The 12,042-nt window shown below is 47.6% G+C and carries 10 protein-coding genes; all 10 read right to left on the bottom strand.

Features of this window, described 5'->3' with window-relative positions:
- Positions 1-104: 104 nt before the first annotated feature.
- Positions 105-662 (bottom strand): 4Fe-4S dicluster domain-containing protein, encoded by a 558-nt coding sequence (locus AAC978_RS12005; RefSeq protein WP_341548287.1) that lies wholly within the window; start codon positions 660-662, stop codon positions 105-107.
- A 39-nt stretch (positions 663-701) separates the two neighbouring features.
- Positions 702-2,753, bottom strand: coding sequence for a molybdopterin-dependent oxidoreductase (locus tag AAC978_RS12000; protein WP_341548286.1), 2,052 nt, complete (start codon positions 2,751-2,753; stop codon positions 702-704).
- 33 nt (positions 2,754-2,786) lie between these two features.
- Positions 2,787-4,232, bottom strand: a complete 1,446-nt coding sequence (gatB, locus tag AAC978_RS11995) for an Asp-tRNA(Asn)/Glu-tRNA(Gln) amidotransferase subunit GatB (protein ID WP_341548285.1) — start codon at positions 4,230-4,232, stop codon at positions 2,787-2,789.
- 40 nt (positions 4,233-4,272) lie between these two features.
- Entirely contained in the window at positions 4,273-5,736 is a 1,464-nt protein-coding gene (gatA, locus tag AAC978_RS11990; protein WP_341548284.1) for an Asp-tRNA(Asn)/Glu-tRNA(Gln) amidotransferase subunit GatA, read from the bottom strand.
- Between the two features lie 14 nt (positions 5,737-5,750).
- Positions 5,751-6,035 carry an Asp-tRNA(Asn)/Glu-tRNA(Gln) amidotransferase subunit GatC gene (gene gatC / locus AAC978_RS11985; RefSeq protein WP_341548283.1) on the bottom strand — a complete coding sequence of 95 codons (285 nt, stop codon included), beginning with the start codon at positions 6,033-6,035 and terminating at the stop codon, positions 5,751-5,753.
- A 232-nt stretch (positions 6,036-6,267) separates the two neighbouring features.
- A complete protein-coding gene (rarD, locus tag AAC978_RS11980) occupies positions 6,268-7,182 on the bottom strand; it encodes an EamA family transporter RarD (protein WP_341548282.1) in 915 nt (304 codons plus the stop codon).
- A 338-nt stretch (positions 7,183-7,520) separates the two neighbouring features.
- Positions 7,521-8,375: a dimethyl sulfoxide reductase anchor subunit family protein gene (locus tag AAC978_RS11975; RefSeq protein WP_341548281.1), complete on the bottom strand. Its 855-nt coding sequence runs from the start codon at positions 8,373-8,375 to the stop codon at positions 7,521-7,523.
- A complete protein-coding gene (locus AAC978_RS11970) occupies positions 8,375-8,944 on the bottom strand; it encodes a 4Fe-4S dicluster domain-containing protein (protein WP_341548280.1) in 570 nt (189 codons plus the stop codon). The genes AAC978_RS11975 and AAC978_RS11970 overlap by 1 nt, the downstream gene beginning before the upstream one ends.
- 14 nt (positions 8,945-8,958) lie before the next feature.
- Entirely contained in the window at positions 8,959-11,157 is a 2,199-nt protein-coding gene (locus AAC978_RS11965; RefSeq protein WP_341548279.1) for a molybdopterin-dependent oxidoreductase, read from the bottom strand.
- A gap of 69 nt (positions 11,158-11,226) precedes the next feature.
- Complete coding sequence (locus tag AAC978_RS11960) at positions 11,227-11,880, bottom strand: TorD/DmsD family molecular chaperone (RefSeq protein ID WP_341548277.1); 654 nt, start codon at positions 11,878-11,880, stop codon at positions 11,227-11,229.
- Between the last annotated feature and the right edge of the window lie 162 nt (positions 11,881-12,042).

The raw sequence follows: 12,042 nt of genomic DNA, 5'->3' as shown, positions 1-12,042 counted from the left end.
CTACAAAAGACTGGGCTTTTTCTTTCGTTATTAAGCATCCTAGTTGTTTAATGTAGCTAGAATATATACGTTTAATATTGCTGGAAGATTTTCGCCTAAGCTGACTAAAGGATCTTTGTCCCCTTCGGCGGATAATAAAACGTGGAGGGCCTAGTGAGGCGCAAGGTAGGCGTGGGAGCAGTCAACCGCAAGAGCTTATCTGTCGGATTGCCATAAATCTCTCTTAGCTGTATTGCCCCGGTCACACAGGCCTGAACACAATGGGGCAGGCTTCCCCGATCGATTTCTTCATAGCAGAGCTGGCACTTGCCGGCCTTTTCAGTCTGGGGGTTGATTTGTGGTGCGCCAAAAGGGCAAGAGGCCACGCAGGATTTACAGGAAATGCATTTGTCAGGATAATGAAGCACGATTCCATCCCGCCGCTTGGCATAGGCACCAGAAGGGCAAACCCTCATGCACTCGGGGTTCGCGCAGTGATTGCACGATGTGGAGAGGAAAAAACGCGAGATCTGACCCTGGTCAACTTTTGCATCTTCCTTTTGCCATATTTTGCGCCAAGTTAACGGGGTAGGCAAACGGTTAGCACTGGCACAGGCTTTGATGCAAGTTCCACAACCTAGGCATCGATTCACATCCAGGAAAAAACCCAATTGCTTTGCCATATCTCCCCTCCATTCATCGCCGCTTTATTCTTTGATCTTCTATGCCTTACGAATCCCTACAAAGGTGTCGTTTAAGGCTAATCCATAGGCCCCTGTGGCATAGTTTCCCATATCCGTTAGGGCGCCAAGGTTGAGAAGGTTTGGATGGGGAGCTTTTATATCAGAGAGATTCTCTTGATAGATAATCACTACTCCCGCCGCGATACCCTGCTCTATTTCTATGGTTACAGGGAGGGTTCCCCCATGATTCCACAACACTGCTCTATCTCCGCTTTTTAAGGCATACATCCCTGCGGTTCCAGGATTAAGCCTCGCTAGCAATGGCGGCTTATTTTCGGCAGTGCTTCCCTCAGTGTCTAAGCGATAGCTTTGAGAGTTCAACCCCGAGCCATGATGGGGGGTGAGAAGTCGCAGTGGAGCTTCTAGATGAGGCTTGCGAGGTAGTCGGCAAACGGGCAGAGCCGGTAATCCTTGCTCTCTTGCCTTCTCAGAATAAAACTCATACTTCCCGGAGGGAGTCCGAAACTTCCGCTCCTGCCAAGCCGTAGCCGGAAAGCTTACTCTTAGGGGACCCTTCAGCAATTCCTCAGGGGATTTGAGGTCAAGCATTTCGAGCATCTCCGTCCCTAGTGCTTGAAGTACAACCTCTTTTTCTGAGCCGCCTGTAGGAAACGCCGAGCTTCCTGAGGAAAGCTGGTTAAGTCGTTTGGATAAATCCCAGGCAATTTGCAGATCGGAATGGGCTTCTCCTACGGGTTCGATGGCCGGTTCATTGATTCCAACGTAATAATGCCAGTAGCTAGCATTTAGATCCCAGTGCTCATAATGGGTAGTCACCGGGAGAACCAGATCCGCCGCTAAGGTCGTGCGGGTCTGGAAGAGGTCACTCACCACCACAAGATCCAATCCCTCAAGGAACTTCTGCCACTGGGCTTGGTTACCATCCTGCTGAAGAGGATTGCGACCGGCAAGCCAGAGCATTTTCACAGGGGGTTCAGCTTCTAAAGCAAGGACAGGAAATTGGTTAATATCCAGATTCCGATCCTCGGGATGGCCGCATCGGGCATGGGATAAGGGGCCGGAAAAACGCCAAGTTTCCATTTGCCCGTACTGAACTCCACCACCCGGACAGCCAATATTGCCGGTTAAGGCTCCGAGGGCATCGATGGCCCGAAGATTCTGTCCTCCGTTAGCATAACGTTGGAGCCCAAAGCCCACCCAGATGCAAGCAGGCTTAATGGCGCCATATTCTAAAGCCAGTTCTTCAAGTGTGCTTAGTGTGACCCCCGTGATTCGAGAACATTCCTTTAAATCTATTTCTCGGTTAAGGTAATCGATAAACTCCTTATGCCCCAGGGAGTACTCCGACAATGATGGGTCAAGAAGATGATGATCAACCAAGATCTTGGCCATACCTAAAGCCAACATTCCGTCCGTTCCGGGATTGACCTGAACAAACTGGTCAACCCGAGCTGCGGTGGCTGTAAAATGGGTGTCAAAGCAAACGACCTTGGCCCCTTTGTCCATCGCCCGAAAAATAATGGGCATCTGATGGACGGCGTTCCAAGCTGGATTTGCCCCCCAGATCCAAATCAGTTTGGCTTGCTCCATATCCAAAGGATCCGAGCAAAAAAAGGCGCCAAAGTCAAAGGCCTGAGCATCTACTCCTGCCGACCAGCAGGGTGAACCTACGGCTCGCGTCGTGGGACCAAGACCTGTCATAAAGGCCTCAAGAGCATTATGCATGACTCCAAAATTACCGGAGTATTTATTATGGGCAATGGGAAGAGTTGTCCCATAGTTTTCTTTGATGGAAAGAATCTGCTGACTAATGGTATCTAAAGCTTCCTCCCAGCTAATCCGCTCCCATTGGCCGGAATACCTCTTGCGCTGTCGCAAGGGGTATTTGACTCGGTGAGGGCTATAGACTTTCTGAACTTCATCCATAACCTTCGAGCAGAGTTTACCACGAGTATAGTCCTGGACAGGGTTTCCCTCGATAGATACCAGCCGTCCATTGCGGGTTGTACTAAGGATACTACAGGAATCATAACAATTCCGGGGACAAATATGATGGTGCAAGAAGTCCATACTGAATTCCCCCTCGTGTGGAGACGCCATACTTTATTTCTTCGTTAGCATTTCCTTAAGCATCCCATTGACGGCACCTGGATTGGCCTGCCCCTTGGTGGCTTTCATGACTTGACCCACCAAAAAGCCGATGGCTTGCTCCTTACCGGATTGGAAGTCCTCCACAGACTTAGGATTCTTAGCGATAACCTCCGCAAGAATCTCTGTTAACTGTCCCTCATCGGAGATCTGAACTAGGCCCTTCTCCTTGACGATTTCCTCCGGCTCATTACCTTCCTTAAACATCAGTTCAAAGACCTCTTTGCCGATTTTATTGCTAATGGTCCCCTTCTTAATCAACTCAAGAAGCTTGGCCAATCGATCAGGGGTAACCTTAGCCTCACTCAGCTCCATACTGTGAGCCTTCAACAAACGTAATAGCTCCCCCATAATCCAGTTGCTAATTAATTTAGCATCTGGGAATTGAGCCAATGTGGCATCAAAGAATTCGGCCAAATCCAGTGAGCTAGTAATGACGACCGCATCATAAGCCGGCAGCCCGTACTCCTCAACTAGCCTTTTCTTGCGAGCATCGGGTAATTCCGGCAAGGAGGCTTTCACCCCTTCGATCCACTCCGGTGTCAGCTTGATATGGGTGAGCTCGGCATCAATGAAGCATCGATAGTCCGGGTTTTCCTTATTGCGCATGGATAAGGTGATACCTTTATTCTCATCCCATCCTCGGGTCTCTTGAATCACGGCCTCCCCATCTTCCACTACAGCAATCTGTCTGTCTACTTCATACTCGATAGCCCGCTGTACTGCTCGGAAGGAATTCATATTTTTAATCTCCGTTTTTGTGCCTAGAGTCGTGGTTCCCACCGGGCGAATGGAAACATTCGCATCACAGCGTAGGGACCCCTGCTCCATCTTCACATCGGAAACCCCGGTATATTCTAAGATGGCCTTCAGCTTCTCGAGATAAGCTTTAGCCTCAGCACCTGAACGGATTTCCGGTTCGGAGACGATTTCTACGAGAGGGATTCCTGAGCGGTTATAGTCCGCACAAGAAGAATGGGAAGTGGTGATCGAGGCCCCGGAATGAACCAGCTTACCAGGATCTTCTTCGATATGAGCTCGGGTAATATTAATCCGCTTCTGCTCATCCTCTACCTCGATATCCAAGTATCCCTTATAGGCAATGGGCCGGAAGACCTGGGAAACCTGATAGCCCTTAGGCAAATCGGGATAATAGTAGTTTTTGCGATCAAACCAGGTATGGGTGCCTATTTCGCAATTTAACGCTAGTCCGGCCTTGGTAGCTAGCTCGACGACCTTTTTATTTACAACCCCCACACTACCGGGCAACCCAAGGCAAACCGGACACACTTGCGTATTGGGCTCTTTGCCAAATTCAGTAGAGCAGCCACAAAACAACTTGGACTGGGTTTTTAACTCTACATGAACCTCTAAACCAATAACTGCTTCATATGTACTCATTTTGACCCCCTATTAATAATCATCCTGATAATCCACTGAATTAGCCACGGGCTAAGCTAGGTTTTAGACGAGTTTGATCTGTATTTTGCTCCAAAGCATACCCTACCCTCAGCAAGGTCTTATCTTCAAAGTGGCGAGCAATCAGCTGCAAGCCCACAGGCATTTGATCGACTAATCCAAAAGGTAGCGACATGGCTGGCAAACCGGCTAAGCTAGCGGGTATGGCACAGACATCGGACCGATACATGGCCAAGGGATTCCCAGTCATCTCACCCCGTTTATAGGCCGTTGTAAGGGTAGCAGGTGTCAAAAGACAGTCTACTTTTTCAAAAGCTTGCGCAAAATCCTCTTTGTTCAGAGTTCGAACTTTAAGAGCTTCAGTATAATACTCATCATACTGGGCAGTGCTCAAGACATGAGTACCCAGTAGGATTCTTCTTTTCACTTCTTCGCCAAAGCCTTGGCCGCGGGTCTTCATAAACAAGCTCAGCACATCTTCCCCTTCGACCCTTTGACCAAACCGCACTCCGTCATAACGTGCTAGGTTAGAGCTAGCTTCGGCACAGGAAATGATGTAATGAGCAGTTACCGCGTATTTGGTATGGGGTAAAGAAACCTCCACACAGCTAGCTCCCAATGACTCCAGTATCTTGATGGCTTCTTGAAGCTTAGTCGCCACCTTAGAATCCACACCTGCTGCAAAATACTCCTTAGGCAAACCTATTTTTAAGCCTTTCACATCGTTGATGAGGCTTTCTCTGAAATCGGGCACATCCACCACAGCCGATGTTGAATCATAAGCATCATGGCCGCAGATTGTGTTTAAGACCAGAGCCATATCGGTCATATCTCGAGAAAAGGCTCCCAGCTGATCCAAAGAAGATGCCGAAGAAATCAGACCGGTTTTTGGCACATAGCCGAAAGTGGGCTTAAAGCCTATCACGCCGCAAAAAGCCGCGGGCTGGCGGATATCCCCTCCCAGGTCTGAACCTAAGGCAAAAGCAGCCTCCCCAGCCGCTACTGCAGCAGCCGAACCGCCACCAGCTCCTCCGGCTACATATGTAGAATCATAAGGATTCTTGGTAGTAAAAAAAGCTGAATTCTCAGTTGAGGAACCCATACCAAACTCATCCAGATTGGTTTTTCCGATTAAGATCGAGCCGGCTTTCTTTAACCGAGCAATCGCTGTGGCATCGGTGGGCGGAATATAATTATTGAGCATTTTTGATGCACAAGTCGTCTTAACTCCACCTGTGCAGATATTGTCTTGAACGGCCATCGGTATACCTGCCAAGGAAGATAGGTCTTCCCCCCGGGCTCGCTTCTCATCTATAAGCTTAGCCTGAGCTAAAGCCTCCGCTTCTGTAAGGGTTACAAAAGCTTGGAGGTCACTGTCGATTCTTTTAATTCGGTTCAAATAATCCTGGGTTATTTCAAGACTGCTGACTTCCTTCTTCTCCAGAAGTTCACTCAGCTGCTGAACTGTTAATCTATTGAGTTCCATGAAAAGCCTCCTGTCTAGATAATACGGGGAACTTTAAAAGTCCCTTCTTCTTCCTCCGGGGCATTAGCAAAAACCAATTCCTTGTCCATGCCGGCCTGTGGTACGTCCTCTCGGAACACGTTAGTTATGGGAAGTACCACGGAGGCCGGCTCTGTGGTCGATAGATCTAGTTCTTTCAAGCTATTCATATAATCTAAGCTTTCCTCAAGGGACTTAGTGTAGGCGGCTTTTTCCTCGGGAGTTAGCTCCAGGCGGCTCTGCAGAGACAAACGCTCCATATCTTTTTCTGTAATGTTCATGGGTTCACTCCTTTACAAGCAAAATCATACTAAATAATGAATTGCACTATTTTCCCATTAATTTATAGCATAACACAGGATTTTCGCCAATATTCACATTTCAACAAATTAGAGATCAAATCCTTCTCAGATAAGCAAATTTCACTCAAGAATAAACAAAACTTGGCTGGCACCAGGTCAGCACGGCTTTCGCACTTGTTGTCCTTAGACGTCGACGGCTGCTGCCCTCCAACTACTTTCCTTGCAATGTATGCGCCGCTCTTAGATTAGCTCTCCGCAAAAAGAAGATCCGCGAAATCGAATAGACTGCTAAGGCAACCCAAATAAATCCGAAGCTCCAGGCATGGGTAGCCGTAAATTCTTCATGGTAGACAAAAACACCAAGTAAGAGGTTTATAGTAGGAGATACGTATTGGATGAAGCCAATCGTTGCAAAAGGAACACTCTTAGCCGCATTGGCAAACCAGAGCAGGGGAAAAGCAGTGATGATTCCAGTTCCCATCAATAACAGCATAGTACTCACTCCAGTGCCGCCGATTACACCTCCACCGTTTACCCCTACCAAAAGATAAATTAGTGCAATAGGCGTAACAACAGCCGTCTCTAAGGCCAGGCCAAGTAAGGAGTCCACATTCACCAGCCGCTTTGCCAAGCCATATAAAGCGAAGGTTACTGCCAGCCCCAAGGAAATCCAGGGAATTTTCCCGTATTCTAAAGTGAGGATAAGAACCCCTATGGCAGCTAAAATAAGCGATACGATTTGCCAGCGATCGATTCGTTCTCCCAAGACAATAATGCCCATCAAAACTACGAGCAAAGGGTTAAAATAATAGCCAAGGCTTGCTTCAACGACTTTGTTGCTGTTCACTGCCCAAATATAGATATACCAATTGGCAGTGATTAATAAAGCACTTAACAACAGGCCAAACAATTTTGAGCGATCTCGGAGCACAATGCCAATTCTACCCCATTGCTTTTTCAACAGTATTAAGATAGCGACAAAAGCAAAGGACCATACAATCCGGTGAGCTAAAATTTCACGCGCCGGGACACCTTGCAAAGTCTTCCAATAGATGGGCAGCAGTCCCCAGGCAATGTAAGCCGCAAAGGCGTAAAGTACCCCAATCTTTGATGATTTTTCTTCCATTTTAACCTCACAAATGTCTCCTAATAATTAGAGCACCTTTAGAACACCTGATAAAAATGCCCGATACCACATTATACACTCTTTTCTGAGACATGCTATATTTACGCTTTATCCCTTTAAAATGCCTTAATGACCCTCTTGTTTATGCTATAATTTCCTTGCTATGTCTCAGTAATGTAAAGTCGCCATGCGTGGCGCACTTAAAAAATGCACCGAGGCAACTGAACTGCCTCGGTGCATTTTTATAACTATTTGTATCCGTTAGGATTTTAATACTCCTAGATCATCAGTATATCCTGCTCCAGGAACAATATCTTGAATCACATAAATGCCCCATGTTACATCAAAGCCGTAATATGCATTCCCATAGCACTGACATAGAAGAGTCCTCGGCCCAAGAGTTCCCCCGCTACACCACAGGTGAGGGCGAAAAGAATGATTTGGGGTTGGGGATTTTCCTTTTTGAGTACAGCATTCATGATGAGGAAAATAGGAATTACCCAACCAACTGCTACTCTGACCAAAAAGACGGGGCTTGTCAGGAGGTACTGAGCTGTGGCAGCACCTTCCGGTGTAGCCTGTAGAAGGGAGAAATAGAGGAGATAGAGGATAGCACTGCCGATAACACTACCTAAGGCGATATTGAGCAGCTGCTTCACTTCAGCGGAGGCCAAGACCTTGCGACCTAAGAAGGCCGTAACCAGTGTACCTAAGATAATGCTGGTCATCAGGAAGAAGATTACCGGTCCAAGGTTGTTCCAAGCAGGAACTCGGGGAAGGGTGTAGATCAAGGCACTGCTGATAATCCCTAAGAAGCCAAGGCCTGAAGTCAGAGCCATCATTCCAGACATTTTGCTGCCTGGTTTTCTGGAAAGGAGGGCGAGATAAGCCCAAGCACCAAAGGCAAAGACGAAGAGAAGTATTTCCCGGCTTAACCAGGAGGTACCCAAATGGGTTAGGGCCCGATATGCTGCAAAAGGATGTCCTAAGTGGAAGAGGGAGGCGATCATCGCCACCGCCAGCAGGACCCCTGAGACAAGGATCGAACTTTGGATAAAGCCCTGATACTCAGTGGTGGTGGCAGTTGCCTGCTTACCACGTTTTCTTTCCAGTAGCCACAGACAGAAGATGATACCAACCGAGGTTTGACCGAGAACGGTAAAAATGACTAATGGCCATTCCCAATTTCCCATTATACATCCCTCCTTATTTGCTTGCCTTGTTTCGGCCCGATGAACCGTATCGATGGATTCGTCACTGAAGGGTTGGGCATTCCCGGTAAGGTTTTCAGGACACCAACCTTTAGATCTAATTCCTCGTTGATCTCTACCAACTCTAAGGCTTCGGGTACACAAGCAGCCACACAAGCCGGTTGTTGTCCCTGATCCAGGCGCTCATAACATAGATTGCATTTCTCTACCTTTTTCAGTATTGCATTGAATTGCGGCCGATCGTACGGGCAAGCCATGGTACAGAGTTTACAGCCGATACAGCGGTCCTGATCATGGACAACAATACCATCCTCACGTTTGGTATAGGCCTTAACCGGGCAAACCCTCAGGCATTCCGGGTTCTCACAGTGATTGCACGCTATGGAGATAAACATCCGAGTGGGTTGGGAAAAATCCTTTTCCCGTAACTGATAGACTTGACGCCAACGAACCGAGGCATCGCTTTGATATTCATTTTTGCAGGCCATCTCACAGCCTCTACAGCCAATACATTTTTCCGAATTATGCAAGAAACCTAATTGCTTACTCATGATTTATCCCCTCCTTACGCCTTTTCGATGGCCACAAAATTATCGTGGAAGGCAATCCCGTCCATGCCTGTGGCTTGTTTCCCCATATCCGCAGGAATGGCTTTCACAGTAAAGTTCACGTTGAACTTTGAATCTTTATACCAGGCCTCGTAGCTGACAATTACGTCCGGTGAGGTGGTCTCGGTGAGACGGGCCTTAATGGTTACTTCCCCTAAGTCATTGTAGACTCGGACCATATCCCCTTCGCCAATCCCATGTTCAGCGGCTAGCTTGGGATGAATTTCTAAGAGAGGCTCCGGATTAGCGGCCATCATCCAATCAAGATTTTGGAATTGAGAGTGGAGACCGTGTTGAGGGTGAGGTGTCATAAAGCGGATGGGATATTGATTAGGAGCCTTCATCTCTTCGACCCAGATGGGGATAGCCGGAAGACCATTTTGGGCAGCACGTTCGCTATGGACTTCAAACTTCTTTGAAGGAGTACGGAAGTTGCCATCGGCCCAGGCTGCCGGTGAAAATTTAGCTTTACGAGGTCCATCCAGTAATTCTTTGTAATCAGAAATTCCTAACATATTAAAGACACCATCATTGAACTCTTTGGCTGTCCATTCTTCGGGATCACCCTCAGTTGGGTAGGTACAGGATCCAGGCTCTAAGGCATTCATGGCTTTCGATAGGGCCATGGCGATCTCCACATCACTCTTGGACTCATACATGGGGTCGATGGCTCGTTGATTGATGCCGACCCAGTAATGCCAGTAGCTGGCCATAACATCCCAATCCTCAAAATGGGTGGTCGCAGGAAGGACAATATCGGATAACTCCACTGTCTTGTTAAAGAAGGAATCGACGGTGACCACTAATTCCATGGAGTTAAACATTTTGATGATGTCGTTAGTATCTGGGTCTTGGGAAACCGGATTCCGACAAGCGAGCCAGAGCATCTTTACCGGAGGATCTGTTAAGGCCTGGACATCACCAGCAAAGTTATTCATATTGACTGAGCGATTGGTATAGGTGCCATCTGGACCCGGCATACCTACAGAGCCTTCCGGAGCGGGCATGACCATCGCGTGGTAGTTAAAGCCCCAAGTCTCCAGATGAGCGTAGTTGACGCCTCCGCCAGACTTACCGATATTTCCAGTCATTAAGCCGAGGGCATCGATGATGCGGACATTTTGACCTCCGTTAGTGTGGCGCTGCATCCCATAGCCCACCCACATGGAGGCGGGTTTAGCGGTAGCATACTCATGAGCTATTTGGATAATTACATCCTTAGGAATTCCGGTTTTTTCTGCAGCCCAATCCAAGGTGATATTCTTCTTTACATAGTCCGCCCATTCCTCAAAGCCAATGCTGTTAGCGTTGACATAGTCCCAATCGACCAGATCATTGTCGAGAATATAGCGAGCCATACCAAGAGCTAAGGCTCCATCGGTACTGTTTTTAATCTGGATAAAGAGATCGGCCTTGGAAGCTGTGGAGGTTAGAATCGGGTCGATCACCACCAATTTGGCTCCCCGCTCCTTAGCTTTCATAATAAAGGGCAGACTGTGGACACCAGTCCAGGCGCAGTTCGATCCCCAAAGGATAATATAATTGGCATTGGCAAAGTCCTCTGGATCATTATTGAAGATGGTACCAAAATCATAGGTCTGAGAATCGATACCCGCCGGCCAACAAGGAGTCCCTACCGCTCTCGTAGTATAGCCGATACTGGACAGGGTTCCTTCAATACCGTAATGAGTAATCCCGAAGTTGCCGGAGTATTTGTCGAGGCAAACGGGCAGCGTGGACCCATAACGTTGTTTTAGATCAAGAATTTTCTCAGCAATGGTATTCATGGCTTCGTCCCAGGAAATACGCTCCCAATTGCCTGAGCCACGTGGGGTTTGCTTCATGGGATATTTAATACGATCCGGACTGTACACACGACGGGTATAGTTATAGCCCTTCAGACAGAGCTTTCCATTGGTATAGGTACTCTTGGGGTCCCCTTCGACTTTTTTTAGCACCCCTTCTTCCACATATGAGATCTGGGCACAGGTGTCATAGCAGTTACGAGGACAAACATTGCGGAAGGTTTTGACTCCTGTCTGGTTGCTGGCGGCATTTGCTACATCTGATTTAGCAAGCATGTTAAAGCCAAACAACCCGGCTCCGGCGGTGATTGCTGCAGTACCGCCGATAAATTGACGACGCGTGATCTTCATAATTGACCTCCTTCTTTGTCTTAAAACTCCCTACAACCAACAAAGGTTGGGTGACTGTAATGAATTACACTAAACAGGCCTGACTACTCGCAGAATAATCTTTCCCAAGGTAATAAACAGCGGCTCTCGAGTCGATGCGGATAAGGTCTCAACAAAACTGGGGAGCCATACAGCCAAGTGCTCACGATAAAATGTGTTGTATTTATCTTTATAGATTTTTGCCTGTTGGGGTTGGTCCTTCCGATACTCCTCGACGGCCTTGGACAGGAGATAAGCCGCAAATTCCAATTCAGTAGCGATGTAATCATCAGGTTCGTTGCTTCGACCTGCTAGAGATAAGCCTTCTGAACGGTACCACTGCCGAACATCAAGGGTGGATTCTTGCATAACCAAATTTTCACTGTAGCGATATACCGACTCATAAAGGGGGACGGGTGGCGACTGCGGTCCCACAAACAGTCGATTGAATTCATAGACTAGGCTCTTGGGCTCTTCACCCTCTTGTTCCTTAGTCAGCTGATGAAGTATTTCACGGTCCTCGGGGTGCTCGCCTAACCTTTCATCAAGCCACAACCCATAGGCTGAACTTAAGCTCCCTAGAGTCTTATCAAGATTCTCTCCACCTGCTGAGAATACCCGACTGAGTGCGATCAGTGCCTCCATACAGACCACAAGACCTCGATCTTGTGCAGCTCCACTAGGTGGACACTTGAGCTCTGTCATTAGAACCCTCCTTTGCTTACTTGATGTCGTGAATTATTTCTTTTGTCTGACTTCACTTTACTTGTTTCCTTTTATAAAGCTTCATGAATTTTTCTAGCTTCTGTTGTAATAAAAAACAAAACCCTTGCACTCTATAGGGTGCAAGGGAAACGATTCGTCAAA

Origin of the sequence: Desulfitobacterium sp. THU1, from assembly GCF_038181555.1 — a bacterium.
Classification (GTDB): domain Bacteria; phylum Bacillota; class Desulfitobacteriia; order Desulfitobacteriales; family Desulfitobacteriaceae; genus Desulfitobacterium.
The sequence above is the reverse complement of the archived record's forward strand: the minus strand, read 5'-3'. Positions and strand labels throughout refer to the sequence as shown.

Excerpts from the sequence above, each read along its gene's own strand:
- AAC978_RS12005 (WP_341548287.1), bottom strand. The coding sequence starts at position 662 with ATGGCAAAGCAATTGGGTTTTTTCCTGGATGTGAATCGATGCCTAGGT.
- AAC978_RS12000 (WP_341548286.1), bottom strand. The coding sequence starts at position 2,753 with ATGGACTTCTTGCACCATCATATTTGTCCCCGGAATTGTTATGATTCC.
- gatB (WP_341548285.1), bottom strand. The coding sequence starts at position 4,232 with ATGAGTACATATGAAGCAGTTATTGGTTTAGAGGTTCATGTAGAGTTA.
- gatA (WP_341548284.1), bottom strand. The coding sequence starts at position 5,736 with ATGGAACTCAATAGATTAACAGTTCAGCAGCTGAGTGAACTTCTGGAG.
- gatC (WP_341548283.1), bottom strand. The coding sequence starts at position 6,035 with ATGAACATTACAGAAAAAGATATGGAGCGTTTGTCTCTGCAGAGCCGC.
- rarD (WP_341548282.1), bottom strand. The coding sequence starts at position 7,182 with ATGGAAGAAAAATCATCAAAGATTGGGGTACTTTACGCCTTTGCGGCT.
- AAC978_RS11975 (WP_341548281.1), bottom strand. The coding sequence starts at position 8,375 with ATGGGAAATTGGGAATGGCCATTAGTCATTTTTACCGTTCTCGGTCAA.
- AAC978_RS11970 (WP_341548280.1), bottom strand. The coding sequence starts at position 8,944 with ATGAGTAAGCAATTAGGTTTCTTGCATAATTCGGAAAAATGTATTGGC.
- AAC978_RS11965 (WP_341548279.1), bottom strand. The coding sequence starts at position 11,157 with ATGAAGATCACGCGTCGTCAATTTATCGGCGGTACTGCAGCAATCACC.
- AAC978_RS11960 (WP_341548277.1), bottom strand. The coding sequence starts at position 11,880 with ATGACAGAGCTCAAGTGTCCACCTAGTGGAGCTGCACAAGATCGAGGT.